Here is a 26,950-nt window from a genome sequence, read left to right as displayed (position 1 = left end):
GCTGCCGGGAGCCTCCTCAACGCTGCGCGTCTGCGGGGTCTCCCTGGGTACGCTACTCCCGTAGGACATTGAATATGCTTCTTCGACCGGACAACGCACGAAGAAAATGCGGCAGCATTTTCGAGGATCCCGCACCCTCCGCTCCAATCAACTCAGTTCTTGAAAAATGGTTATGGAACGATATTGTTAAGTTTACTAAAAAAGTGAATTTTTTCAATATTAGCAACGTATTAAATAAAAGGTTAGGAATTTTGCAGGATACTGACATCCAACTTGTCATGAAAGCGGGGAAAATGAATGACTGTTTTAGAGGTAAGAAATCTGCAAAAATCATTTGGCTCCATCAAGGCTGTCCAGGATATCAGTTTCACGGTTCATGCCGGTGAAGTCTTCACGATAATAGGCCCTAACGGAGCTGGTAAGACGACGACACTGGAAATGATTGAAGGCCTTGTTTCACCTGATAATGGCGTAATTCATTTTGGTGACCTTGATTGGAATAAACATGCCGTTTCGATAAAAAAGAAGATTGGTGTACAGCCTCAGTCAAGTGCTATGTTTGATTTGCTTACACCAGAAGAAAACCTTAACCTTTTTGCTTCCTTTTACGACCATGCCCGGCCAACGGAAGAGATTCTTGAAATTGTTAACCTGACTGAGCACCGCAAAAATCACGTTAAAAAACTTTCAGGCGGCCAGAGGCAAAGGCTCGCCATTGGGCTGGCCCTGATTAGTGACCCGGAGATCATTTTCCTGGATGAACCGACAACCGGCCTCGATCCCCAGGCCCGAAGAAATATATGGGATATTATTCTCCATCTAAAGGAATTAGGCAAAACAACCATTTTAACGACACATTACATGGAAGAAGCGGAAAAGCTAAGTGACCGGGTATGCATTGTGGACCAGGGGAATGTGATTACACTCGATACCCCTTCCGCACTCATTGAGAAACTGACGGATGAGCGGGAAATAAGAATGAGCTTTCTTGATGGAGAAAAGGCAGCTGAGGACGCTGACAGTTTTTCTAAGGAGCTGGCATCTGTTTCGAAAACAGAACGGGAAGGGGCGGCTCTGAAAATATGGGCATCAAAACCGGAAGAAACCCTTTTGGACTTATTTAAATTTACTAAAGAAAATTCATACGGAGTGGAACAGGTCTCCATACGGGAAATGAGCCTGGAAGATGTGTTTATTGCATTCACCGGCAAAGAATGGAGGGATTAACATTAAATTTAATCAATTTAAAATGATGTTTCTGGCACAGCTGAAATTAACTCTTCGTGAAAAACAGGCATGGTTCTGGGGCATCTTTTTCCCAGTTATTTTAATGGTCATCTTTATGGTCATTTTCAGCGGAAATTCAGATGAAGAGTTTAAAACAGAGGTTGCTTTAGTCGATCCAAGTCCGAATCAGGCTTCCGAGATGATGATATCTCAGATCAGTGAGCTTCCTGTTTTTGAGGTGAAATCAGGTAAGCCAGTTACGAGGGATAAAGCGGAAGAATGGGTAAAAGATCAGGAAGTCGATGCCGCCATTATCCTGCCGGAGTCAGCGGAAGCATCCTCTGTGTTTCTTGTTATCAATAAAGAAAATGAACAGGGTGCAGCAGCCCAGGCGGTTTCCGGCATTCTGGATAAGTTTGTGCAGCAGGCCAATTTACTGGCTGCAGGTGCCTCTCCTAAATATGATCTGCAATATGAATCGATTACATCAGGCACCAATGAATTGGATTATACGGATTTCCTTTTAACCGGAATGATTGCTTTATCCATTGCCCAGGGCGGCATGTTTGGCATGGTGGACCTGGTGGAAATGCGCAGAAAGGGATTAATTAAAAGACTGCGCATGACGCCGGCCAATATGGGGATATTCGGGTTAAGCGATATGGTTATGAGACTTTTGTTCAGCATTGTGCAGATCATCCTGCTGTCTTTAATAGGAGTGCTCGTGTTTGGTGCCAATCTTTATATAAACCCTTTTACACTGATTATCGTATTTTTGATCGGCGCTTTATCCTTTAATGCTCTTGGCTACTTCTTCTCCTCCTTCAGCAAAACCACCGAGGCTTATATGGGCGTAGCGAATATCTGCAGCTTTCTCATGATGTTTTTAAGCGGGGTGTTTTTCCCTATTGAAACGATGCCTGAATGGATTCAGCCGATTTCGGCTGTTCTGCCTCTCACCTATTTCGCTGATGGTTTAAGAGAGAGCATGGTGTATGAAACCGGCTTAGCTACTGTATCACTTTGGGCAGGAATTGCTGTGATGGTGATTTGGGGTGCGGTTACCTTCCTTCTGGGATCTGTACTTTATAAACGAAAGGCGATTGCTGCAGACAGATAAAAATGAAGGGCCCGGCTGCCTGGTATCAGGCGGCTGGACCACATATCAAAACCACATTGGGAGAACCACTTAACAACATTTTCCTCACTTTTTCTTTGACAGATCTTCATGGTCAGTAGCCATAGGCGGCTTTTCAAACCATCCTTTTTCTATCATAAGATTCATCCCATCTTCTGCCAGCAGTCCAATCTCAGCAATCAATCGTGCATAGTTTGCTGCAATATCCCTTCGCTGGACCATGGCCATCGCTTCTCCATAGAAGCCGATAGAAGCAGATAGAAGAGTTGAGATATGATACATCATAAGTTTATCAGAAAAGGGAGGAATGGTTGAATCCGTTACTTCAGCCTCAAATGTCCTTGGGATATTCAGATTTGACTGGGTTAATATCCCGGATAAAATTTCAAGATGTTTGCGGCATAATTGTCTGCTTCTTTCCATATATTTTTGAACCTCTTTAGATTGAGCCACTTGTCCAAATCCAAGTTCTAAAACCACCTTCATCATTATTTTTTGCATATTCAGGTAGATCCCGCTGATTTCAATCGCATTTACAGGTCTCCGCTTCCCGAACCATCCAGTTAAGTAACTCTGTTTCCCTACAAATTCAATTTCGTGCTTGTTATTTAATATCGGCGGTTTGACCATTACCCCTTTCTCAATTAAAACATCAGCAGAACGATTAAATAACTCCATCGTTTCATCTATAACCTGCTTCATATACTTCCTAATGTCTGCACGCGTAGCATTGCTTAAGGCACCTGCATATCTTGTCCCCCCATGTATTGCCATAATGTGTATGTACATCCCCATAAAAATATCAGTAAATAATAACGGTGCATCCACATTAACATCTTTGTCAGTAAAACCAATTGGAATTGGCTGATTCTCTCTTGATAAAAACCCATTAATTTTTTTCATGTGGCTTTCTGATAATTTGAGGGCAAATTCAAGTACTTTGCGGATCTCTTTGTCCTTTGTATGGTTCAAAAAATGCCGCAGGATACAAATAGCAAGGCTGTCATTCACATATTGTGTCCAAAGTGTTGCATGTTCGGCTGCAGTAAGCTTATCTTCATAATTTCCGCCAGGCATATCTTTCCCTCCGCATTTTGTCTGATATATGGTTCCCCGCCATTTGCAAATTTATTAATAAGATTTCCAGCATTATATTAAGTCCGGTAAAAATATCAAAAAAGGTGAAACCACCTGGGTTTCACCTCAAACTCGTCAATTATAAATTTTCAAAAAACACTCTAATTACATCTGCTCCCCCAATAAAGGTTCCCAGTGAGCTGCCCAAATTGGATAGGACAACAATCAATAAAATACGGCTCACTTTGTTTCTCCAAAATCCCTTAACACTGAATACATCTTCAGTTAACGTCTCAAAATCTCTTACGTTGGGGCGTCTCATATATGCTTGTGTCAGTCCGGCAAACCAGCCTGCTGCAAGAAGGGGATTCAGAGACGTAATGGGTGCTGCAACAAAGGCTGTTAAAATGGTCAGCGGATGCCCCATTGCAATGGCAGCCCCCAGTGCTGACAGTGATCCATTCCAGATTATCCAACTGATCGTCTGCGCAAGACCCGCAGATGGATTTGCGAAGAAGGTATAGGCAATAATAGCTAAAATGAACACCGGAATACTCCAGCCAATGATCTTTGGAACATTGGATTTTGGAGGACGCTCAGTCAATTTGGCCATATCCTGTTCTTTTTTGATTTCCTCTTTGATCCCAGGTACATGCGCCGCCCCCAGCACCGCAACAATTTTTTCTCCTGGCGCATCTTTAATTTTCTGCGCGAGGTATTGATCCCGCTCGTCAATGAGTGGTTTTTTTAGTCGCGGAAAACTATCGGTAAATTCATTTAGAATCGCATTTATTGTATCCTGATTCTTCATTTTTTCAAGTTCTTCTTCAGTTATGGTATCTTTACTGAAAATACTTGCTATTACTTGACTGAGAAGCAGTGATTTTCCTTTTAATCCAAGGTTGCCCCATATCCTTGCAAAGGTGATCTGGATATTGCGGTCCGCCAAAACGAGCTTTGCACCTGTTTCCTTGGCTGACTCAATCCCCTGGATCATTTCCTGGCCAGCCTTTATGCCAAACTGATCGGCCATACGGTTTTGAAAGGAAGAAATCGCCAGATTCATTAAAAGAAGTGATGCTTTCTTTTCCTTAATCACCTGGATTATATCCATTTCCTTCCACTTGCTGCCTTCTGTAATCGACTGATATCTCTGTTCATCCAATTCGACACAAACAGAGTCAGGCTGTTCAGCCTCAATGACTTCCTTCACCTGTTCTGCACTGTGCTTGGACACGTGTGCTGTTCCGATCAGTATGAATTCCTTGCCGTCTAAATGAATCCTCGTTATGTTTTCCTCTGACATAAATACCTTCCTTAGATACAAATTCAATTATGTATGCTTTAGCTTTGTCCTCATTATATCATGAACTGCCGGGAGATTTTAATCTATTAACCGCCAAACAGAACAAATGTTTTGATATAATAAAAGAATGCATGAAAAAAATGCAAATATGACATAAAGGTGGAAATAATATTGAATGGTACCGCCCATGCAGCAATTGGAGCAGCAGCAGGATACGTGGCAGCGAACACTGTTCATGCCAGCCCCTCCACAACCCTTTTATTAGTCGGTCTCGGGAGTGTTTCAGGATTAGTACCTGATCTTGATATTGATGGGAAGCTTCGTGACCGGCTTACACTATCACATGAAGTCGTTCAGACCGTTGCCCAAATCATTGGAATTTTAATGATTATTTATAGTTTTTATGAGGGCTCCCCTAAAGAGAAATGGCTTGGAATGGCTATAGGAATCAGTATGACCGCCATTTCTGCGAAAATCAGGCAAAAACATATGCTGACCATTACGGGAATTGGTGTCCTGGCAGGTGGCGTCATTCTGCAGGAACTTTGGCTCATATTATTTGGGATTTATATATTGATAGCTTCCTTTGTTTCCCACCGCAGTTATACTCATTCCCTGCTGGGGGTTATTTTTTTCGCATTCATTTCTTCAAGACTTGAAATATCCCTTGGCATAGAAGGAGTCTATTATACCTGCCTTGCCGGTTACATAAGCCATTTGATTGCCGATTTAAAAATCCTGCCCTTTAATAAGAGAGGGGTAAAGCTCTTTCTTCCCCTTTCATCGAAAGAGATTTAAGACTGCAGCCGCTCGAATATCTGAGCGGTTTAATCTTTGATTGGAATAAAAACTTCTACCTCTTCCTCCTCATTTGGAGCCTGATAAAAAACTTCAATAATATAATGATCAAAAGACTGCTGGCGGTTATTCTCACTGAGCCAAAAGTTAAGCCGCGAATGCAAATCGCCCATCTCAGCAGTCTTTCCTCTGATCGATGCATAAGTGTGCACGGCATCTATATACTCCATCCCATTTGGCAGCATTTCTGCTTTTTCATGAACTAAATACCCGGTGAAAAAGGTTCCTTCCAAGTGGTCTTCCCCTCTCTTAGGTTCATAAAAGGCCACTTCTAAACCGCTGCTGTTTTGAACAAGATGGCCCTGCTTTAAAAAAGCCTGAGCTGCTTCAGGCACCAAATGGGCATAATCCTCAAATAAACCACTGTTTCTTATGACAACTGCCTTGAATTCTTTTGATACCACATTGCACATATTAGAAATACCCCCAAACTTTTATTCATAATGAAATTCTCTAAGAGATGGGAAAATCCTCCTTTATTTTTTTGCATGAGAAAAGACGCGCCTTGCGGGACGCGTCTCTTATCTACACGAGTTCATTATTTTAGTGAGTGGCAAGGGGTATCTTCGGACTCAGCGAACTTGTGTATGTCTTTTTGATTCTGAACCTGGAGCAACTTCGGACTCTGCAACCAGGTTTTTCTGGTTTTGAGTCGGAACCCGGTGTAACTTCGGACTCTGCGACCTGGTTTTTCTGGTTTTGAGTCGGAACCCGGAGCAACTTCGGACTCTGCGACCTGGTTTTTCTAGTTTTGAGTCGGAACCCGGAGCAACTTCGGACTCTGCGACATGGTTTTTCTATTTTTGAGTCGGAACCTGGAGCAACTTCGGACTCTGCGACCTGGTTTTTCTGGTTTTGAGTCGGAACCCGGTGCAACTTCGGACTCTGCGACCTGGTTTTTCTGGTTTTGAGTCGGAACCCGGTGCAACTTCCGACTCTGCGACCTGATTTTTCTGGTTTTGAGTCGGAACCTGGAGCAACTTCCGACTCTGCTTCCCAGTTTTTCTGGTTTTGAGTCGGAACCCGGTGCAACTCCCGACACAGCCACGAGGCTTTTCCAATGTTGAGTCCGAACCTAAGCAAACTTCCGACTCAAAAAACCAATATTCCCCTTTTTAAGTCCGAACCCAAGCCACCTCCTACTCAGCAACCACCCATAACCCCTTTCAAGTCCGATGCTGCACCATGCTAAATCATCAAAATCTCCCGTATGTCCTCTTCCGTCAGACTTCCTGCTGCACTTTCATTCGAATCGATGATTTCCTCGATCAGGTTCTTCTTTTTATCCTGCAGTTCATTCATCTTCTCTTCAATGGTGCCTCTCGACAACAATTTTATAACCTGGACGGTGTTTTTCTGTCCTATGCGGTGGGCCCGGTCGGCGGCCTGTTCCTCAACGGCAGGGTTCCACCATAAATCGTATAAAATGACGGTATCAGCACCAGTCAGATTGAGGCCTGTACCGCCTGCCTTCAATGAAATCAGGAAAAAATCGCGTTCCCCCTCATTATACCGGCGGCAGATTTCCACCCGATCCCCCGAAGGTGTCTGTCCATCCAGGTAAAAAAACGGCAAATCCAAAAGGGCCAGTTCTCTGCCAATAAGGTCCAGCATTTTAGTGAATTGTGAAAAGATCAGTACACGTCTGCCAGACAACCTGGATTCTTCAATAATTCTCTTGAGCTGTTCAAATTTTGCTGAACTCCCTTTATATCCATCCACAAACAAAGCAGGATGGCAGCAAATCTGGCGAAGCCTCGTCAAACCGGCAAGGATTCTTATGCGGTTCTTTCTGATTGTGTCTTTATTTAAATGCTTTAAGGTATCTTCTCTCAGTTTTGCCAGGTATGCAGAATAGAGCTTCTTCTGATCAGGCAGCAAATCAGCCGAATCAATCAGCTCCATCTTTTCAGGCAGCTCTGAAAGAACATCTTCTTTCAGCCTCCTGAGCATGAAGGGGCGAACTCTTCTCGCAATCGTCTTCCTTGTCAAATTCCCGTACTCCTTTAAGCCGCCAAACAATTCCGGGAAGACAACATGAAAAATAGACCACAGCTCTTCTGCAGAATTTTCAACGGGTGTGCCTGTTAATGCAAACCGATATTTCGCTTTGATTTTCTTCACTGCTCTCGCTGTTTGCGTGACCGGGTTTTTAAATACCTGTGCTTCGTCGAAAAATAGTGTGTGAAATTCCTGCATTTCATACCACTTTATATCTTTAAGCACCAGCGGATAGGAAGTGATCACCACATCAACACCGGTTAAATCCTTCTGAAGCTCGGCTCGTTCATTTTGATTTCCGTCGATGACAATTGCCTGAATGTCCGGTGTGAACTTCGTCAGTTCGCTTAACCAGTTGTATGTTAAGGATGATGGGCACACAATAAGGGCAGGGCGGGTACTTTCCCGAATATCCATAAGCTCAGACTGAATAAAAGCAATGCTTTGCAGTGTCTTCCCAAGTCCCATATCATCAGCCAAAATGCCGCCAAATCCATAATGCGCCATTGTCTTTAACCATTTATATCCACTTTTCTGGTATTCCCTTAAAATAGAATCCAGGTTTTCCGGCACAGAAATCTGCAGGGATGATGGATCCTCAAGCTCCGCCAAAAATGTCCTGAAGGATTCCTCTTGAAGGAACATTTCCTGATCACCAGCTGCGTCCAGCATTCTAAGACCAGATACAATCGGCATGTTTAAACCGCTTTCCAGATCCTCTGCCTGCTCGGGCACAGCTTTCAAGAAACGCTGGATTTCCTCAAATTCCCTTGTTTCCAGAGAAAGGAGCGCACCATTTTTCAGGCGATAGAATTTTCGTTTCTCCTCAATTGCAGCTAATACATCCCGTATCTCCTGGTCAGCTATGCCGGTCAATTCAAACTTGAATTCCAGCCAATTGGTCCGCTCTTTTTTCATTTTTATCCGTATTTGCGGTTTGGCATTCTCCCTGAAAATCCGGTTTCTGACAGCCGTAGTCGCATATATTTGCACCAGTTTTTGGAGCCTAGGGACAACATGATAAAGGAATTCATATTCCAGCTCTTCATTCTGCAGAAAATAGCCGCCATCCGTCTTGGCAAAAGAGCTTTCCTCCATAAGCTGAAGGATCTCATCCTCTAATGCCACATCTCTAATTATCCTCGTGCCGCCCTTCGGCTCTCTGCTCTCCAGCGGATTAATCACGATATTTTCATAATGAAATTCCATTCCTGCCAGCAGCCTGTTCCGCAGACGGTCCAAGTACAGCTTGGCAGTCAAAGGAGTTTTCATGAACCTGTGTGACACGTCTTCAGAAATATGGAAATCCCCCAGTTTTCTCAATCCAGGAACCACTTTTTCCAGAAACATCTCCATTTGTTCAGCAGCAATCGGAATTTCGTTTTTTCCGGCAGCCTCAAGCATCTGTGTTAAATCATACAGACGCTTACAGTCATCTTGCCTGAGCGTGATGAATTTTCCGCCGGATAGAACCGCACTATACGAATCCAGGATCAGCAGCCGATCCAGTCCTTTAACATGTAAATAACAATGATCTTTTGTTTCGGCCAGTTCAAATCGCAATGGCAGCCGGTCCTCTGAAAAAGTCATCCGATCAAATGTTTTTCCTGTTATTTCAAGCTTTACATTTTCTGCGAGCGCCAAAACAGGCTTCAGCCGTTCCCATGATGATGGAGGGATTAAGAGCATATGCTTTGACGCTGTATAATCAAAATCATCCATTAAAGCATTGATATAGATGGATTCATCGTGTATTACCTGTATCAGCTGCTGAAGGACAGCATCCGCTTCCGGCGGGAAACAATGCAGGGCGGGATCATAGGAAAAAGAAAGTGATAATAGGCTTGGTTTCCCCTTTTTAACTGAATGGAGAAATTGACGGATATCCAGGACAGCCATTGGGCCGATGGAAATTTTAATGGCAAACAAATAATGCCCTTTTCCCAAATGGACAGGCAGACACGTAAACTCAGGCTGGAGCACTTGCCTGTTTTCAAAATGAAGCTGGTGCCCGCTTGACCTTCCCGGCTGCTCACTGAAAAGTGTCATGAGGCTATCAGTTAAGGCGTGTTCTGGAGAAACTTCAAGGCTGCCTGCTGAAAGGTTTGGCGATCTATATTGCTGCATATCATGAATTGCCAGCAGTACAGCCGCGGCATGCTGGCACTCTTTATCAAATGATGCAAGCTTGGGACAGCTGCATGTTGTTTTGAAGCCATTACCTGAAGTTTTCTCTACTTCAACATAAAAATCTTCACCGGCAGATACCGTTGCCTCACATAGATCACCATTGTATTTTTTTATCGTTACTTTATGATTCCTGAAAAACGCGTCCCCTCTTTTGAAGGAGACAGTACCGCACATTTCTTTTATCATTTTGTGAGTCAATTTAATATCCACAAATGTTCTCCTTCCGGGAAAATCTATACCAAAATTGTATCATAGTCATCTGCCTAAATTCATTTTTATGCAACACAAAAAGGGGGAGCATATCCCCCTTTTGAATCATCAATTATTTAAGCTCCCCCTCCAGCCGGATAATCCATTTATAAAATACCACCACTAATAGAAGGAGAATTGGGTCAACTATTGCCGCATGCCATAATCTCCACCAGCCATAGTTAAAATAACCCCAGGGTTCCGGCAATAAGGCGATGACTTCATATAGCAAAATGGCCACGACACAAAAAAAGATATAAGAAAAACGTTTAATAAGATCTCCTTTAAAAGGATACCAGTTCAAAAACATCATATTCACCGGGGGCACCAGCGCAATGTGCGCCAAGAGCCCTGGCCAATTTGGCTCCTTGTCAAAGTACCAATATCCCCAATATTTAAACTCGACCATAACATCAAATATCAGCTGAAGGGATATTGTGAATGTCCATATATGTAAAATTTGGTTTTTCGACAAACGCTTATTTGTTTTAAAGGCAATAAAATTAAAAAGAATGGTGGCTACCAGCAGTCCAATCATAGCAAAATCCTTTTTATTTGTTAATGTCTCTTTAATGGCTTTTTTTATTCTTGATTTGGTAACATAATCATACTAACTGTGATTAAAAGGAGAATTTAATGGAGCCCTCATTACTTTCAATGTTTCTTCCGGCCATTCAGCAGCTTCCTTATGGCAGGCCGCTGACAAGGGATCAATTGCTTACCCGGGATTTTTTAATAAGTAAGAATGGAGATTTAGAAATATATTTTGCCCCGCACAACGAATATATCAATAATAATGCGAAAATTGTCATTGTCGGAATTACTCCTGGATGGAGCCAAATGAGGATTGCCTTTGAATCATTCAAGAAAGAACTGACAGCAGAAAAGAAGCTCGACAAAATTCTGGAAGAAACCAAGGAAACTGCCAGTTTTGCAGGAGGGATGAGGAGAAATTTAATAAGCATGCTGGATCAATGCGGCTTACAGGATGCCCTTGGCATAGATAGCTCTGCTGCGCTTTTCGAACGAAATAGAGAACTCCTGCACACCACTTCCGTAGTAAAGTACCCTGTTTTCTACCGGGGCAAAAATTATACCGGACACCAGCCTGATCCATTAAAAACAGAAATTCTTGCTGAGTACGCAACAAAAGTATTCCCGGAAGAGCTGAAACTAATTAATAGTGATGCACTCATTATTCCGCTGGGGATAACCGTTGAAAGGATCCTCCGTCACCTGTACACAGCCAATCAGCTTGCAGGACATACCATTTTATTTGGCTTCCCGCATCCTTCAGGTGCAAATGGACACAGGGCTAAGCAGTTTGAGCAGAACAAATATGCTACAACCGGAATCATTAGAAAGTGGGGAGAACAGCTATAACCAAAGAGTATATTTCCTTCTTTAACCACAAAAAAACTGCTTAAACCCATTTTAGAGGTTAAGCAGCCGCTTCCTTAAGGCTGTTTCTCAAATGCCAATTTAATGCCAAATCCCATTAAAACCGCACCAGAAACTCCTTGGATCACATTATTAACAGCAGGTTTTTTCAGCCAAGCCCTGAAAAAGTCAATCAAGTATACATAGAAAAAGAACCAAATGATTGTTATAAGACTATATAGTAAGCCCATGGCAAGAAATTGCGCAAAGTGATTCCCTTCCGTGCTTAAAAATTGAGGAAAAAAAGTTAAAAAGAATACAGCCACTTTTGGGTTGGACACACAAGTGAAAAAGCCTTGAAGAAAATGCGATTTGTTCTTCTTATGCTTTCTCTCCATGTCAGCCGGTTCTTGTTTGTTCGATAGAGACTTTAACGAAATGATGCCCAAATAAATAAGATATACCGCACCAGCATACTTAATGAAAGAAAAAATGTATGCAGACTTTACAATTAATGCCGATAAGCCAAAAACGACAGCCATTGTATGGACCATCAGCCCGGCGACAGATCCGAACATCGTTTTAATGCCGCTTTTTTTCCCGCTTGAAATCGTGTTTTGAATTAGTATTCCTGTATCGGGTCCCGGCAAAATGACGAGCAGAAAGGACATAAACAGAAATAATAGCAAATTCTCCATATCACACCCACCTGATAAAAATTTTAAGAATATTATATCAGTTTTCATGAAATTTCCAATAAAAAAGAGCAGTTTCCATAAAGGAAAATCTGCTCTAATCATCTTATGCTTTTACTTCTCCTAATCTTTCTTCCACTTCTGCCTCTGAAAGGCCATGCTCTGCAATATAACGGTTCCGAGGATGCGTGCGGCATTCATCAGAACAGCTGCGCATATATTTATGCTCGTTTTCTTCAGAGCAAAGGATTTTTTTATTGCAGGCAGGATTTGCACAATTGACGTAGCGTTCACAAGGCTCGCCTGAAAAATAGTCCTTACCTACGATTACATGCTCCTTTTGGTTAACCGGAACGCCAATGCGATCATCGAAAACATAAAGCTGGCCATCCCAGAGCTGACCCTGTACCTCTGGGTCTTTTCCATATGTGACAATTCCTCCATGAAGCTGGGCTACATCTTCAAAGCCTTCTTTTACAAGCCAGCCGGAGAACTTTTCACAGCGGATGCCGCCTGTGCAATACGTAATGATCTTTTTATCGCCAAGCAATTCTTTATTTTCACGGACCCAGTTTGGCAGATCGCGGAAGTTTTCAATATCCGGCCTGATTGCTCCTCTAAAGTGTCCAAGATCATATTCATAATCATTTCGTGCATCCAGCACAATCGTGTCTTCATCCTGAAGTCTTTCGTAGAACTCTTTTGGCTCAAGGTATTTGCCAGTAATCTCGTTCGGGTTCACATCGTCTTCAAGGCGAAGTGTTACAAGCTCAGGGCGTGCACGGACCTTCATCTTAGGAAATGCATGTCCATCTGCTTCATCTATTTTGAAAACCATCTCCGCAAAGCGCGGATCCTGCTTCATCGCTTCCATATAGCGGTCGGTCTGTTCCACTGGTCCGGATACAGTCCCATTAATTCCTTCATTCGCAACAAGAATACGCCCTTTAAGGCCCAGCTCATTGCAGAATGCTTTATGCTCCCTTGCGAACTCTTCAGGGTCCTCAATTGAAACATACATGTAGTAAAGTAATACTCTGTACGGTTTTTGACTCATTTGTATTTCCACCTATCACTTAATATTTGCAAGATATATCTGTTAATAGGTTAAAACAATATATACTTACCTAGATAAGTATAACAGATGATGTCAAGTTTCAAAATTTTCGGAGAGCGAAAGATTAATGGAATCTAATTCAATTCCCATGTAAACCACTTTCCATGTCCTTCTGTTTGGCCGGCCAGTTTCTTGTATTCTGCGGCATGCAAATAATAATCAAGATGCAGATTCCGGTCCTGGATATTATTATAAATATGAAAGATATCCCTCATGCGTCCGCTTGCTTTTATTTTTGCAAGCAGATTCTCTTTTACTTCTGGCGGCATTTGATTGGCCACGTGTGTGTGGAATACACAGGTTGAATGTTCTTCAGGTATACCTTCAATCAAACCTGGCAAAAGCTCAACACCATCTCCTTCTATAAGGGAGATTGGGTTTTCCCTAACACATTGGGCAGCTTTTTCGAATAGAGTTCTTCTCTCCTCATGTTCAGGCCAGATAAGTGATTTCAGCCACAAAAAATCTTCCCCGATATTCAAGTCATTTATATGAAGATCAATCCCAATTCTTGAAGCAACCGGCGGCATTTCTTTAGGAAAAATCGGGAATTGGCTCCCCTTGATTTCAGAGGATAAATGAACGTACGCGTTTGGATTCCCGTATGTTTCTCCTGTTCCATAAGAGTAGCTGTATTTATCCCAATGGAGCTGCAGGCCGGCGCTAGTCCCTATCTCAATCAGGGCCAGGGGCTTTTTGGTTTGCTGGTAAATATAAGCGAATACCGGGTATAGGTAAGCACAGCGCCTTACTTCATTCGTCTGAACTATTCTTGTTTGTATTATCTCTTTAATTTCTTGTGAATACAGACTGCAGAAATCTTTGAAGCTTTGGAAGGAATCTTGAGGGTTTCTTGGATCCTCCACTATACTTGGATAGAATTCCTTAAGTACATGCTCTTTCCCTTGTAACAGCAGATAATGAATGGCCCCAAAAAACAAATTTGGCACAGGCTGGCCGTCTCTCGCCTCAGATGCCAAAACCAGCAATTCCTCATCCTCTGAAATTCTATTTGATAAAAATTCATAAAGATTACTGGAACCTCGGCATTCATTTTGTCCAAAAGTCTTGAATTTCGATGATAGGTTAGGTATTAACATTTTCATCCCCTCCGAGCCGAACGTAAGTATCTGTGTTCCAATGCTTTGAACCTGTTTTTCTCTTACCGGTCCATCCGGCTTTTTGAAGCTCCCCCGCAATTAACAGGTTAAAAAAACCGTGTCCCGCGAGAACAGCAGAATGATGTTCTTTTGCAATTGAGGTCAATAATAATGATGCTTGCTTTGCCCGCAGCTTTGCATCCCTATATGATTCACACCCCTGCGAATATCCGCATATCCAAAGTAATCTTAATACCAGTGCCCAGGTTTTGGGCCTTAATTTCAGTCCGGGCAAATTACTGGCAGGAATGGGCAATTCAGCTTCTCTGAATAATCGGTCTGTTCGTATCTTTGCGAAGGGGTTTAAGCATTTAGCGGACTCGATAGACCTCTTCAGATTACTCGTAAGTATAAAAGATGCTGAAACCCCTTTTTCCAGAGCATCCGAAGGACAAACTTCATCTTCAAGAATCCCTAAACGGTTATACGTTTCAACCCATTTCTTAAATTCACGGCTATTCAGGCGGTGATCTTCTATATGCGCTGACCTGCCATGTCTGATAAGTGTTATTTCCATATTAAAACCCCAAAATTTATATATTTTTATCCTTTATGGATAATTTAATTAACATGGAGGTGAAGACCATGCGGGAACAAGAATATCCAAATGTAAAACTCGGCGGCAAAAAGGTGCACGAAAAGGGAAATGGCGGAGACCAGGTGCGCGGACATGAAAAGGAAAATAAAAACGGCACATTTAATACAAATCCAAAATCTGATCTATAGCCTAAATAACGGGACACCCCCATGTTAAATGGCGGGTGTCTTTGAAAAACATCTAGGCCCAATCCCTTTTTCTAATGGTGTAATGGAAAAACTGTCCTCCATCAATCTCTATTTCGCCAGCAAGCTTGAAGCCGCATTTTTGCAGAACTTTATTGGAACTGGCATTGCTGGTTAATGCGACAGCATTTAGTGTTTCAAGAGCCGTTTTTTCAAAAAGAAAACCTATTAGCCCTTTTGCTGCAAGGGTGGAATAACCTTTATTCCGGCAGTGCTTTGAGATGGCATAGCCAATTTCCCTGTTCGGTTCCGGCAATTCATCCTTTATACCTGTATTGCAAAAGCCAATAAACTCTCCAGTTTCCTTTAAAATGATTCCCAAATTCAAAAAGCCGGCATCTTTCAGATCTGGCATTGAAGACTTGAATTTTTCATTGGCCGGAATTTCATAATTCTTCATCCAGTCCACCCGCTGCTCAAGTGTAGCCTGTGCACCTGGAATAAACTCATAAACTTCCGGCTGGGAAGTAATTTCATAGAGTGCCTGGACGTCCTCCATCCGGTATTCCCTGAGGATTACCTCACCGCAATCAATTATGATTTCTTTTTTCATTTTTTCATCTCCATTGCGTAAACATCCAATGTGTGTTCTTCAATCAAATCTATGTTTCTTTTATTTTTAACATATTCCAAAATATGTTCTTTCATATTAGGATACAACACTATATTGGCCAGTTCAGAAAGCGGCACCCACCTAACGCCTGCTTGGTTAGGGTCCGGTGCTGAAGGCATTTTAGGCAAAGAGTCTTCCCTTAACTGGCATTCAAACATTAAGCCCAGTGAATGTATCTGTCCATACCTAAATTCATTTAAATGCGGGGCATATTCATAAACGAACGCCAATGGGCCGACCGTCACATCTACAGATGCCTCTTCTTTTGCTTCCCTTTTTACTGCATCAATTACTGATTCTTTGGGTTTAACCCCTCCTGCAGGCAAATTGTAATGAAGGCCTCTTTCATCCTGAAATTCAATCAGCAGAATTGAATTATTTTCTATAATTACTGCACCTGCTCTGACTCTAATGTGATAGGTCATTTGCTCTAATCTGCCTCCTAAAATAACTTTCTGCATTTAATAATAAAAGCAGCGGGTATTGATCTCGCCTTTTCATAGGAATACCATCGATTGGCATGCCGCTGAACATCTTGCTCAGTAAGACTTACATCTTCAATTACCCTTTCAAGCGCAAACCCGTTTTCAATTAATAGATTGATATATGTACTTAATTTATATTGCTGCATAATGGCAGGCTGATTCCATGCTATGTGCTGATAGGGGCCTTCTTCATGATAGGATTTATCCATAATTAATACTCCATTTTCAGCCTTAATCCGGTTATACAAGGGATGCTCCCAGCTGAAAATAAACATCCCGCCTGATTTAAGATAGGAATGAACGTTTTTCAGCGTCTCTTCTAAATTCGTGGTCCAGCCAATCGCATAAATGGAAAAAACGGCATCGAAATAATCAGCAGGGATCCCGGGATTTTGTTCCATCGGGGATTCTAACAGCTTTACTTTTGAGGAAGAATTTTTCAAGAGTTCCTTGGCAGCATCGATTTGTCGGGACGATAAATCCAATCCCCATAATTCACCTGCTCCCCGCTGGTCCAAATACTTTAGGGAATGCCCGCTGCCGCAGCCAATCTCCAGCATCTTTAAACTGTTCACATCTCCAAACAAGTGAAGGTCATCTTCAGTTGGCGCCAATGGTCCATATTCAGGCAGCGGATTGCGACCATAAAACCTTTTAGCCGCTTCATCCCAGCTTTTCTTATTTAATTCCAGTGTTTCATTAATCATAAATAACTCCTTTAAACCAAAAAATAGTAAACCTCTTCCTCTCCCCATATCTCTCCGGTGGGGGAAAATCCGAAGTTTTTATAAAGTATCCTTGCGTGTTGATTATCTTTATGAACCGTTAAGCGGATTTCATCGCATTTTGGAAATTTAGTTTTTATCCAGCTGATCATCACGGCTAATGCTGCACGGCCATAACCCCTGCCCTGATACTTCTGATCGATAAAAAAACCGTTTATCCAATACATATTAACTGTATCCGGTTCATAGGCATGCATGATGAAACCAACCATTTTATCATTGTCATAGATTGAGAATGGAATATACTCTACTGCATCCCCATCTGGTTTAATATAAACCTTGGCAAGTGATACAGCCGCTGAAGGAACGAAATCACGCTGCCATTCTTTTACCTTCATCTGTATGGCTTCTTCCCAGTTGTCTCTTGTGACGGGTTTTAACTTAATGGTCATTAGCCTCAGCCCCTCTTACAATTTCCTGTTTTTCTCACCATCATAAATAATGATGCTTACATAAGCGGCCTCTCCATTTTCAACATGGTTTTTGATTTGTGACACATCGATCTCTTTCTCAATCCGGATGAGCTTTACCTCGTTAGGGAGCAATTTAACGTTAGCAGGTTCACCGCTGTTCATCAGTGAAAGCATCTTTACATCCTCTTCAAATAAATATCTGTCATAAAAGCCGATAGTAAAAGACACTTCTTCATTGCTGTAATTTTCAAATGGCAGCTCACACTTTCCCTTCAAAATATCTTCACCAATCATTACAAACTTACATTGACTTTCATCTTTTATATAGGAAACTGCATTGATGCCATTTGCCAGCGTTTTTTGATAAGCCTCTGCCAGAGAAGGAGGCAGAAGGGAAACGATGATGATAACGGCAAAAAAAGACCGCAAATGATATTTTTCAAGTGAACGATGAAGCAAGACCATACCCAGGACTAGTAATATGAGAATAAATAATCCTGCAAAATTAAAGCCATCTGCCGAGTTGATTGGGATATTTAAAATTGTTATTCCCGTATCACCTAGTCGATTTTCATCCGGAAAAGGAAAGTTTAGTGCCATGGAAATAATGATTAACACAATTGATGTCAGAAAGAGCTTTTTATTTTTAATCAAGTCAGATCCTCCTTTACTTCTTTTCTGAGGATCCAAACGATGCCCCGAAAGCAACTCCCATGGCAATGCCCAAAGCCCAATTTTCAAAAAGCATTCCAAAAACTAATCCCAGCGACAGACTATAGGCCATTCCGATTCCTGAAAAACCCCACTTCATTTTTCTCATCCATTAAACCGCCTTTAAATGTTTTACCTTATATACGAACTATTGGACCTTTAGTTTCATATTTTTGGAAAAAGGCAGGCGGTTATCTTATCACCTCTGAGCTGCCAGCTGTCTTTTTAACACACGGATTTGCCCGCGATGGCTGATTTCATCCTCCATAACGTGATACCAGAACCAATAGTTGTTGAAAGAGACTCCATTGTTCCACTTTCCTTCTTCATATAGCCAGCTATCCTGTTTGGATGCTAAAAGGTTTAACGTTTTCTCTCTAATTGCTGATAGTTCCTCCCAGTAAAATTCTATAGGATGATGATTAATTTCATTCCTTGCTTTCTCACCCAATTCATACGCAGCGGCCCATCTTGAATATTCTTCATCGTTAAGATCTCTATTTTCAAAAGTAATGATTTGATGAACATATTCAACAAAAGCAATATGCTTCAAAAGTGATCCTATTGAATTACTGTTTTCATCGGGAAGAAAATCCAGCTCATTCTGTGTCAAGCCAGCAACATCTTTAAGCGTCACAGACCTGGCATGTTCCAGCATTGACACAAGTTCTCCAATTTTTTCATCATAGCCCTTTACATGTTTAATCCGATAATCTATCAATTGTAAACTCTCCCTTCTTTTTTTGCAGGGAAAAGACTGCCGGGAAGGCAGTCTTTTCCATTATGCTATCGTATCCAGCAGCTCAATATCTAAATCCTCAATATTCTCCCAGCTATGATGGATTTCTAGATGCCACTCATTTTTCAGCCGATTGTATCCCTTTTCTTCAATCCAGCTGTGCAATTCCCTATAGGAATTTCCAATCTCATCATTAGGTCCTTTGTGCCGGATAGAGGCATATTTTTGCGGTGGAATTACTAATAAGAACATTCCATCAGGAACACTGATACATTCCTTCACCTCAATGCCAATCCAATAGCCGTCTTCTTCAGGAGAGTCTTCCTCCACTTTATAAGCACCAACAAGCTGGTCTGGATTTACAGCTCCCTTAATTTCTGTAATGCGTTCCGTAAATAATTTAATAGCCCGCGGAATCTCAGCCAGGTACTGATCCGGCGGGCATAAGACGCGGATCCCTATTAGTCTCAAACTTCCGCGTTCTGTCTCAGCAGCCCGCAAAATCAATTCAGACATCCTTTCCCTCCTTATTAAGCAATGGGCAATGCCAGTTCTCTAAACCTCTCAGCTGCTTTTTGGATATCTGTGTCAAAGCCCATTTCGTTCATTGTTTCACCGATCAGCACAATGGCCCTTTCAAGCATGTCTTCAGTCGTATTCCCCATATGGCCGATTCGGAATGCTTTCCCCGCAAGATGAGCCAGGGCACCGGCAACAATAACACCTTTTGTCGCAAGAGAGGCCCGGAATTCAGCATCATCCATACCTTCAGGGTAAAGGATACAGCTGAGAGTAGCTGCAGCGGCATTTTCATCAGCAATTGCCTTCATTCCATATTCAGCAAGCGCAGCCCTGACAGCTTTTCCAAATGCTTCATGGCGCTTGTAACGGTTTTCCATTCCTTCCGCTAACACCAGCCTCATTCCCTCCTCATAGGCATAAATCAGATTAACAGGTGGCGTAGCAAAGTACTTTTGCGGATCATGCATAATGGGAATCCAATTATAAATATCGCAATAGTAGGCAGGAACCCGTTCCATTTGTTCACGGGCAGCCAATGCTGTCTCATTGAATGCCACAACAGCGAGTCCTGGCGGCACACCGATCGCTTTCTGTGAGCCTGTTAAAACGACATCAATTTTCCCTTCGCCATATGACTTGCTCATATCCTCTTCCATCGCAGCCGTCGCACAAACTCCATCCAGAATAACCAGTGCCCCATGCTTTTTAGTGATAGGTATCAGGGAATCCAGGTCAGCCGCAACACCGGTTGAGGTATCAGCATGGGTTATCGTCACCGCTTTATAGGAACGTGATGCAAGTTTTTCCTCAACAGCGGCGGGGTCCACCTGCTTCCCCCATTCGGATTGAATAATATCTGCCTGTATTCCGAACGCCTTGGCTAATTGCAGGAAACGATCACCGAAAAAGCCCTGGCTTATAATCAATAGCCGTTCTCCTGCTGCTACCGTGTTCACCAGAGCCATTTCCATCGCAATCGTACCGGAGCCGGAAACAACAAACACCTCACCATCTGTCTTCAGCATCTCCCTCGTTTTCTCAATCGCACTCTTATAAACAGCGGCAAATCTCGGATCCGTATGCCCCCTTGTTTCCTGTGACATCGCCTCATAAATCGAATCCACAACAGGCGTAGGTCCCGGGATCAAAAGCATTTCCTCGTTTGGCATGATAAATCCTCCTTTGGTTGGTTTTAGGTTTTAGATATCTAAATGTTTCGACATTTTATTTTAAAAACCTTTATTCTTATCATCAATTGATGTTAATTCATATTTTCTGTTCTTATATCCTCCGGTGTGGGGTAGTTCCATAGAGTTGAGTAGTCGCGTAGCAACAGTAATAGATTCTATTTGAAGAAAACTCCTAAGTTCCCTGTTTGTTATGCTGGTTCCAAATATCAAACTATAATCTTTAATGGCATTAATGTGGGCCTCTTTATAATTCCTCCTGCATGCTTTACAATGCCATGTTCGCTTTGCCCTTTGCATAGGCATAAGATTGCAATTAGGACAAAATACACCTGTTGCGATATCTTCCTTAATTATGTGAAATCTATCCAGAATAGATGAATCTGATTTAACAGCTGCCTTCTTTAAGAGTCGGATTGATTTCTTAAGTAGTTTTTCAGAGATTTGATTTTCGGAGATATTTGATTCAATTTGTATTATTTTTGATGGCAATACTTCTTTGTGGATGACTTTTTGACTGAGGTTTACATTTGGGGGAATTGATTTAATTCCAGTATGAGGATTAGTGATTACAACTTTTGAAAAAATAGGTAACTGTCCGGGACCATTTTCAGCAAACCATTTCTTTAGTTGGTTTTCCTGACGATTCACTTGAACAATGGGACACGGAAAAACACTTTCTTCCCCATCCTTATTTCGAAATAGCTGATTATAAATTGTATCAAAATGGAGAATACCAGAAATATTTTTCACTTCTAAAATTAAAGCAAACTTCAGGGATAATATTAATGTATCCATTTGAAAATACCGGTTCGCATCAGGCAGACGAAGATCGTGTAGGATATAGTAACGCTTGTCGTTTAAAAATCCCAAAGGAAAATCAATAGAAGTCTCTCCTTTGAATCCAGCTTTCCGTTTACTGATTTCTTCTTTTATTAAGGGTATTTTTGGATGGTGAGGTGGCAGCCTGCGAAGAAGAGCTTCCAATTTGAGAATCACAAGAGGAATTTCACGCTGTTTTACAATCATTTTTTCACTCCAATCTATATTAGTCTTGTTTAGATTTCTACTTATTGAGAAAAATCCCTTCTATTCATTCATTATGATCGATTTATTTTCGGATAAGTATTATTACTTGCTGAAAAGGAAGTTTTTCTTTCTTATGGATAAATTTACCTTCGTATAAGCTCTTTTTATTTTCGTTTAGTTAGTCGTTTATCGAACTTGAGCAAAAAAAAGACAGGGCACCAGCCCCATCTTTCCTCAACCTCAATTATGAAAATTAGTCCCGTCCGTTGTCGCTTCAATAATACCCGCCCGGATCACGAAGTCGCCAAAATACTCGCCGTCCTGACGTTCACGGGCGTAGCGCGGCAGGATGACGCGCAGCTCGTTCAGAATTTCTTCTTCCCCGATATTTTCGCGGTACATTTTGCTGAGGCGGCTTCCGTCAAAAGCTGCCCCGAGATACATATTGTACTTGCCGACCGCCTTGCCGATAAAGCCGATTTCTCCGAGTGCGTGACGCGCGCAGCCGTTCGGGCAGCCGGTCATGCGGATCGTGATTTCTTCATTCCGCAAGCCCGCCTCATCAGCGATTTCATCAATTTTATCGATCAATCCTGGCAGATAGCGTTCAGCCTCAGCCATCGCCAAACCGCAGGTCGGCAGAGCCACACAGGCCATTGAACCGCGGCGGAGCGCACTGTAGCGGCTTCCGTCTGTTAAGCCATATTTTTCAATAAGCGACTCAATCGCAGCTTTATCTTCGTCTGCCACACTGCCGATAATCAGGTTCTGATTGGCCGTCAGTCTGAAATCGCCTTTATGAACCTTGGCGATCTCCCGCAATGCTGTTTTCAGCTTATAATCTTCGAAGTCTGCCACACGGCCTCCTTCTATGAACATCGTAAAATGCCATTTTCCGCGGACACCCTTTACCCATCCATAGCGGTCACCGTTGGAATCAAACTTGAATCCGCGTGCTTCCTCCAGTTTCCAGCCTAAGCGGGTTTCCAGTTCTTCAATAACAGTCTCCAGCCCTAGGCGGTCAACCGTATATTTAAATCGTGCATTTTTCCGGACGGAGCGGTTTCCGTAATCCCGCTGAATCGTAATAGTCTTTTCAGCCACTTCGTAGATTTTATCTGGCGTCACAAAGCCAATTACCTTCGAAAGCTGCGGGTATGTGGCTTTATCTCCATGAGAGAAGCCCATTCCTCCGCCAATTGCCACGTTAAAGCCTGCCAGCTTGCCATCTTCAACTATCGCTATAAAGCCGAGATCCTGTGAAAAGACATCAATATCATTGGAAGGCGGTACAGCGATCCCAATCTTAAATTTCCGCGGCAAATAAAGCGGGCCATACATCGGCTCAATCTCTTCATCCACTTCTGGAGAGCCGGCTACTTTTTCTTCATCCAGCCAAATTTCATGATAGGCACGTGTGCGGGGCAGAAGATCGTCACTTAACATCTTCGCCAGCTCATACACTTCCTCATGAATTTCAGATTGATCGGGATTGGAGATGCACATGACATTCCGGTTCACATCTCCGCATGCTGCGATCGTATCAAGCATCGTTGAATGAATGGCCTGGATGGTCTTTTTCATATTCCATTTCAGGATTCCATGCATCTGGAAGGTCTGGCGTGTTGTTAATTTGAGAGTGCTGTTGCCATACTTCTCAGCCAGGTCATCCACGACTAGCCATTGCTTCGGTGATGCGACCCCTCCGGGAAGACGCAGGCGGAGCATGAACTGATAAGCCGGCTCAAGCTTCTGCTTCTGGCGTTCATTCCTGAGATCCCGGTCATCCTGCAGATAGCTGCCGTGGTGCTTCATTAATCGGTTATCATCATCAGGGATCCCGGCGCTGATCTGATCCTGCATTACTTCCGCCAGCGTTCCGCGCAAAAAGTTGCTTCGATCTTTAATTCCCTCAACATCACTGGGAGGTCCGTCCGGTGCTTTTAATTTTGGGTTTACCATGCTGAAAAACTCCTTTCCTTCCAAATCAATATACGTCGCGCTGGTAGCGTTTATTTTTCTGCATATCGGCCAGATATTCCGCAGCCTGTTCGCGGCTCATTCCGCCTTCTTTTTCAATAATATCAATGAGTGTGTTATGGACATCATGCGCCATGTTTTTCTCATCGCCGCAGATGTAGACTGCCGCACCTTGCTCGAGCCACTGGAATAGTTCCCTGCTGTTTTCCTGCATTCTATGCTGAACATAAACCTTCTCATCAACATCACGTGAAAAAGCGACATCCAGCTTCGATAAGACTCCATCCTTTAGCCACTTTTGCCATTCAGTCTGATATAGAAAATCTGTTACAAAATGCTGGTCGCCGAAGAATAGCCAGGACTTCCCTTCCGCGCCGTTTTCTTCACGTTCCTGCATAAAGGATCGGAACGGTGCAATTCCTGTTCCGGGACCAACCATAATAATTGGTGTTTCCGGATTTTCAGGCAGTTTAAAGTTTTCATTGTGCTGAATAAATACCGGCAGTGTATCACCAGGCTGGAGGCGCTCTGCACATAGAATCGAGCAGACCCCTTTACGTTCACGGCCATGGGCGTCATAGCGGACTGCACCGATTGTTAAGTGTACTTCATCAGGATTTGCTTCAAAACTGCTGGAAATAGAATATAGACGCGCAGGAATCTTACGCAGTATAGAGACAAACTCTTGTGCCGAACTGCTCCATGGCTTAAAATCACGGACTAAATCGATTAAATCACGCCCATCGATATAGGATTTCAATCGGCTGCTGTCTAATGCAAGCTGGTGCAGCTCTTCATTACCGGAAAGCTTTGCAGCCTTTTCTACAAGCGGCTTGGTCAGGACAGTAATCTCAAAGTGAGACGAAAGTGCTTCTTTTAATTTTACTGTTTCCTCCTTCACTCTGACTGCTTCCTCAGGATCCCAGTTCATCTCAGCTAAAAGCAGGTTAACCAATTCAGGATCGTTCTCTGGGTATACTCCCAGGCTGTCACCAGGCTGATACGTCAGTCCTGAACCCTCTAACGAAATCTCTAGATGACGTGTTTCTTTATTGGAGCCGCGGCCGTTGAGATTAATATTCTCCAGCACTTCTGCACGGAACGGATTCGATCGGGAATAAAATGACTCGGCAGGTGCTGAAGCTGAAACTGAAGCGGCTGAAGGAGAAGGACTGCTGCTTTCCCCATCGCTCAAGCCGGCTAATACAGCTTCCGCCCACACTGCTGCAGGCTCTTCGAAATCAAGATCACAATCTACCCTTGGTGTTATTCTCGTTCCGCCAAGCTCCTCGAGACGTTTATCAAAATCCTTCCCAGTCTGGCAGAAGAATTCATATGAGCTGTCGCCAAGAGCTAAAACTGAGTAACGGAAGTCTTCAAGTTTTGGAGCTCTTTTTCCGTGAATGAATTCATGGAATGTTAATGCGTTATCCGGAGGGTCTCCCTCACCATGAGTACTGACGACAATTAACAGGTTTTTGACCTTTTTAAGATTATTAGGCTTAAAGTCACTCATTGCTGAAACGTTTACTTGAAAACCTCTCTCCTCAAGCGTTTTCCCGGCTTTTTTTGCCAGATTCTGCGCATTCCCGGTTTGTGATCCAAATAAAATGGTCACTTCCTTTGGAATAGCCGGCGCCGCTGCCGGTGCTGGACGCTCTTCCACTGCAGGGGCAGCCTGCAAAGTTGAGGACTGTATCGCGGCAAGATACCCGCTCAGCCAGAGGGATTGAGTCTCTGTGAGAGTCGGGAGAAGACGATTCAGGAGCTCTGTCTGCTCCTGGTTAAACGGACTGTTCATTACCTGAAGTTGCAACATGATCCACCTCGCAAACCAGCAGAGTAGGGCTGGTTTATTCTTATTTTTTTAAAATTCTTCTTTTCCTATAAAAAAAGTCGGGTTTATAATTAAAAAAATATATATCTAATACTTTACCGAATGATTTAGCATTAGTAAAATAAATATTAATTATCATAACTATTAATATTATTAATTACAAAAGGGTGATATTTTGCATTATGATGCGTTAAAAACATTCGTAACCTTGGCTGAGGTGAAAAATTTTACAAAGACGGCTGAGCTCCTTCTCATGTCGCAGCCCAGTGTCAGCATGCACGTAAAAAATCTGGAAAAGGAATTTCAGACAAAACTTTTTCAGCGTTCACCAAAATACTTGAAGATTACGCCCAGCGGTGAAATATTATATGACCGGGCCAAGCAGATGATTACCATTTATGAGCAAACCAGGCAGGAAATTTTAGATCAGCAGCATACCATTAAAGGGGATTTGAAAATTGCGGCCAGTTTCACAATAGGGGAATACATCCTTCCTCCCCTTCTTCTTGACCTGCAGAATGAATATCCTGAACTGAATCTCCAGATTACGATCGCCAACACGGAGGAAGTTGTCCTGTCGACCCGCTCCCATCATGTCGATATCGGCTTAATTGAGGGCCAGACAAATGAAAAAGAGCTTATCGTGACTCCTTTTTTAGAGGATGAATTATTTATTGTGACCTCCAACCAGCATCCATTGGCACAAAAAGAAGAAGCAACCATTGCTGATCTCCAGGATCAGGCCTGGATCATGAGGGAAAACGGCTCAGGAACCCGGGAATATTTTAACCATGTGGTCAGATCAAATGGCCTTAAGGTGAAATCACTCCTGACGATCTCAAGCAACCAGGGAATAAAAGAAACACTCATCAATGGGCTGGGAATGAGCATTCTTTCCGGAAGCGTAGTCGCAAGAGACGTCAAACAAAACAACCTGTGTATCATCAAGGTGAAAAGTCAGGAATTCAAACGCACTCTGTCCTATGTACTTTCTCCCATAATGCAGGAAAAAAGGAATGTCAGCATTTTTATCGAAGCTCTCAGCGAAAGATGGCATCATAAATAATGGCGCTGAGTCGGAGGTTACCTCGGGCTTGGACTCAAAAGTGGAAAAACCTGATCCCTGTGTCCGAAGCTGCTCCAGGTTCAGACTCTACATTGGAAAAACCTGACCCGCTGTGTCCGAAGTTGCTTCAGGTTCAGACTCATCATTAGAAAAACCTGACCGCTGTGTCCGAAGTTGCTTCAGGTTCAGACTCTACATTGGAAAAACCTGAGCGCTGTGTCCGAAGTTGCTTCAGGTTCGGACTCATCATTGGAAAAACCTGGTCGCTGTGTCCGAAGTTGCTTCAGGTTCGGACTCATCATTGGAAAAACCTGACCGCTGTGTTCGAAGCTGCTCCAGGTTCAGACTCTACATTGGAAAAACCTGACCCGCTGTGTCCGAAGTTGCTTCAGGTTCAGACTC

The 26,950-nt window shown here is 42.8% G+C and carries 27 protein-coding genes; 6 read left to right on the top strand and 21 right to left on the bottom strand.

All coding sequences use genetic code 11. The features are described from left to right. Positions 1-297: 297 nt before the first annotated feature. Positions 298-1,227 carry an ABC transporter ATP-binding protein gene (locus AC3WTL_RS01390; protein ID WP_226617575.1) on the top strand — a complete coding sequence of 310 codons (930 nt, stop codon included), beginning with the start codon at positions 298-300 and terminating at the stop codon, positions 1,225-1,227. After that, positions 1,187-2,347 carry an ABC transporter permease gene (locus AC3WTL_RS01385; RefSeq protein WP_248348007.1) on the top strand — a complete coding sequence of 387 codons (1,161 nt, stop codon included), beginning with the start codon at positions 1,187-1,189 and terminating at the stop codon, positions 2,345-2,347. Before AC3WTL_RS01390 ends, AC3WTL_RS01385 begins: the two co-directional genes overlap by 41 nt. 84 nt (positions 2,348-2,431) lie before the next feature. On the opposite strand, the gene AC3WTL_RS01380 is transcribed toward AC3WTL_RS01385, so the two are convergent. Both AC3WTL_RS01380 and AC3WTL_RS01375 read right to left on the bottom strand, forming a co-directional pair. After that, positions 2,432-3,442: a DUF3231 family protein gene (locus AC3WTL_RS01380; protein WP_248348008.1), complete on the bottom strand. Its 1,011-nt coding sequence runs from the start codon at positions 3,440-3,442 to the stop codon at positions 2,432-2,434. A gap of 139 nt (positions 3,443-3,581) precedes the next feature. Next, on the bottom strand, positions 3,582-4,748 hold the full coding sequence (locus AC3WTL_RS01375; RefSeq protein ID WP_248348009.1) for a TraB/GumN family protein: 1,167 nt from the start codon (positions 4,746-4,748) through the stop codon (positions 3,582-3,584). A gap of 171 nt (positions 4,749-4,919) precedes the next feature. On the opposite strand from AC3WTL_RS01375, the gene AC3WTL_RS01370 reads away from it, so the two are divergent. Then, positions 4,920-5,546 (top strand): metal-dependent hydrolase, encoded by a 627-nt coding sequence (locus AC3WTL_RS01370; protein WP_226617571.1) that lies wholly within the window; start codon positions 4,920-4,922, stop codon positions 5,544-5,546. A 29-nt stretch (positions 5,547-5,575) separates the two neighbouring features. Here the strand turns inward: AC3WTL_RS01370 and AC3WTL_RS01365 are convergent, their stop codons facing one another. From AC3WTL_RS01365 to AC3WTL_RS01355, 3 genes are all read right to left on the bottom strand, one after another. Next, on the bottom strand, positions 5,576-6,019 hold the full coding sequence (locus AC3WTL_RS01365) for a GyrI-like domain-containing protein (protein ID WP_492368822.1): 444 nt from the start codon (positions 6,017-6,019) through the stop codon (positions 5,576-5,578). A gap of 775 nt (positions 6,020-6,794) precedes the next feature. After that, on the bottom strand, positions 6,795-10,007 hold the full coding sequence (locus AC3WTL_RS01360) for a DEAD/DEAH box helicase (RefSeq protein ID WP_492368821.1): 3,213 nt from the start codon (positions 10,005-10,007) through the stop codon (positions 6,795-6,797). 112 nt (positions 10,008-10,119) lie between these two features. After that, positions 10,120-10,584, bottom strand: a complete 465-nt coding sequence (locus tag AC3WTL_RS01355) for a hypothetical protein (protein ID WP_492368820.1) — start codon at positions 10,582-10,584, stop codon at positions 10,120-10,122. Between the two features lie 98 nt (positions 10,585-10,682). Between AC3WTL_RS01355 and AC3WTL_RS01350 the strand changes: the two genes are divergently transcribed. Then, on the top strand, positions 10,683-11,429 hold the full coding sequence (locus AC3WTL_RS01350) for a uracil-DNA glycosylase family protein (protein WP_492368819.1): 747 nt from the start codon (positions 10,683-10,685) through the stop codon (positions 11,427-11,429). Between the two features lie 74 nt (positions 11,430-11,503). Here AC3WTL_RS01350 and AC3WTL_RS01345 read toward each other — a convergent pair whose 3' ends face one another. From AC3WTL_RS01345 to AC3WTL_RS01330, 4 genes are all read right to left on the bottom strand, one after another. Next, positions 11,504-12,124, bottom strand: a complete 621-nt coding sequence (locus AC3WTL_RS01345) for a LysE family translocator (protein ID WP_492368818.1) — start codon at positions 12,122-12,124, stop codon at positions 11,504-11,506. Between the two features lie 103 nt (positions 12,125-12,227). Further along, positions 12,228-13,178, bottom strand: coding sequence for an oxygen-dependent tRNA uridine(34) hydroxylase TrhO (trhO, locus tag AC3WTL_RS01340; protein ID WP_492368817.1), 951 nt, complete (start codon positions 13,176-13,178; stop codon positions 12,228-12,230). Positions 13,179-13,312: 134 nt separating this feature from the next. Continuing rightward, positions 13,313-14,338, bottom strand: a complete 1,026-nt coding sequence (locus AC3WTL_RS01335) for a DUF2332 domain-containing protein (protein WP_248348015.1) — start codon at positions 14,336-14,338, stop codon at positions 13,313-13,315. After that, the gene (locus AC3WTL_RS01330) at positions 14,325-14,915 is read right to left on the bottom strand and encodes a histidine phosphatase family protein (RefSeq protein ID WP_248348017.1); all 591 of its coding nucleotides are present in this window, start codon (positions 14,913-14,915) and stop codon (positions 14,325-14,327) included. Before AC3WTL_RS01330 ends, AC3WTL_RS01335 begins: the two co-directional genes overlap by 14 nt. A gap of 68 nt (positions 14,916-14,983) precedes the next feature. On the opposite strand from AC3WTL_RS01330, the gene AC3WTL_RS01325 reads away from it, so the two are divergent. Next, positions 14,984-15,124 carry a hypothetical protein gene (locus AC3WTL_RS01325; protein WP_175609156.1) on the top strand — a complete coding sequence of 47 codons (141 nt, stop codon included), beginning with the start codon at positions 14,984-14,986 and terminating at the stop codon, positions 15,122-15,124. 52 nt (positions 15,125-15,176) lie between these two features. Here the strand turns inward: AC3WTL_RS01325 and AC3WTL_RS01320 are convergent, their stop codons facing one another. From AC3WTL_RS01320 to AC3WTL_RS01265, 12 genes are all read right to left on the bottom strand, one after another. Further along, positions 15,177-15,734: a GNAT family N-acetyltransferase gene (locus AC3WTL_RS01320; RefSeq protein ID WP_248348019.1), complete on the bottom strand. Its 558-nt coding sequence runs from the start codon at positions 15,732-15,734 to the stop codon at positions 15,177-15,179. Then, on the bottom strand, positions 15,731-16,219 hold the full coding sequence (locus AC3WTL_RS01315; RefSeq protein WP_048009969.1) for an NUDIX domain-containing protein: 489 nt from the start codon (positions 16,217-16,219) through the stop codon (positions 15,731-15,733). Before AC3WTL_RS01315 ends, AC3WTL_RS01320 begins: the two co-directional genes overlap by 4 nt. Positions 16,220-16,236: 17 nt before the next feature. After that, positions 16,237-16,986: a class I SAM-dependent methyltransferase gene (locus AC3WTL_RS01310; RefSeq protein ID WP_492368816.1), complete on the bottom strand. Its 750-nt coding sequence runs from the start codon at positions 16,984-16,986 to the stop codon at positions 16,237-16,239. An 11-nt stretch (positions 16,987-16,997) separates the two neighbouring features. Further along, positions 16,998-17,456 carry a GNAT family N-acetyltransferase gene (locus tag AC3WTL_RS01305; protein WP_394579121.1) on the bottom strand — a complete coding sequence of 153 codons (459 nt, stop codon included), beginning with the start codon at positions 17,454-17,456 and terminating at the stop codon, positions 16,998-17,000. Between the two features lie 15 nt (positions 17,457-17,471). Next, the gene (locus tag AC3WTL_RS01300; protein WP_492368815.1) at positions 17,472-18,131 is read right to left on the bottom strand and encodes a hypothetical protein; all 660 of its coding nucleotides are present in this window, start codon (positions 18,129-18,131) and stop codon (positions 17,472-17,474) included. Positions 18,132-18,144: 13 nt separating this feature from the next. Next, entirely contained in the window at positions 18,145-18,297 is a 153-nt protein-coding gene (locus AC3WTL_RS01295; RefSeq protein ID WP_492368814.1) for a glycine zipper domain-containing protein, read from the bottom strand. Positions 18,298-18,387: 90 nt separating this feature from the next. Then, positions 18,388-18,909 (bottom strand): DinB family protein, encoded by a 522-nt coding sequence (locus AC3WTL_RS01290; RefSeq protein ID WP_048009965.1) that lies wholly within the window; start codon positions 18,907-18,909, stop codon positions 18,388-18,390. 60 nt (positions 18,910-18,969) lie between these two features. Continuing rightward, positions 18,970-19,443: a GyrI-like domain-containing protein gene (locus tag AC3WTL_RS01285; protein WP_492368813.1), complete on the bottom strand. Its 474-nt coding sequence runs from the start codon at positions 19,441-19,443 to the stop codon at positions 18,970-18,972. Between the two features lie 14 nt (positions 19,444-19,457). Beyond that, the gene (locus AC3WTL_RS01280; RefSeq protein ID WP_492368812.1) at positions 19,458-20,618 is read right to left on the bottom strand and encodes a pyridoxal-phosphate-dependent aminotransferase family protein; all 1,161 of its coding nucleotides are present in this window, start codon (positions 20,616-20,618) and stop codon (positions 19,458-19,460) included. A gap of 60 nt (positions 20,619-20,678) precedes the next feature. Then, complete coding sequence (locus AC3WTL_RS01275) at positions 20,679-21,665, bottom strand: nuclease-related domain-containing protein (protein ID WP_492368811.1); 987 nt, start codon at positions 21,663-21,665, stop codon at positions 20,679-20,681. A gap of 240 nt (positions 21,666-21,905) precedes the next feature. Beyond that, positions 21,906-23,627: an assimilatory sulfite reductase (NADPH) hemoprotein subunit gene (gene cysI / locus AC3WTL_RS01270; protein ID WP_492368810.1), complete on the bottom strand. Its 1,722-nt coding sequence runs from the start codon at positions 23,625-23,627 to the stop codon at positions 21,906-21,908. A gap of 25 nt (positions 23,628-23,652) precedes the next feature. After that, positions 23,653-25,461, bottom strand: coding sequence for an assimilatory sulfite reductase (NADPH) flavoprotein subunit (locus tag AC3WTL_RS01265; protein WP_492369368.1), 1,809 nt, complete (start codon positions 25,459-25,461; stop codon positions 23,653-23,655). Positions 25,462-25,657: 196 nt separating this feature from the next. On the opposite strand from AC3WTL_RS01265, the gene AC3WTL_RS01260 reads away from it, so the two are divergent. Beyond that, positions 25,658-26,548 carry a LysR family transcriptional regulator gene (locus AC3WTL_RS01260; RefSeq protein WP_048009959.1) on the top strand — a complete coding sequence of 297 codons (891 nt, stop codon included), beginning with the start codon at positions 25,658-25,660 and terminating at the stop codon, positions 26,546-26,548. Positions 26,549-26,950: the final 402 nt, after the last annotated feature.

Source organism: Cytobacillus sp. EB106-05-05-XG126 (genome assembly GCF_058791715.1).
This window is presented reverse-complemented; position numbering and strand designations above follow the sequence as displayed.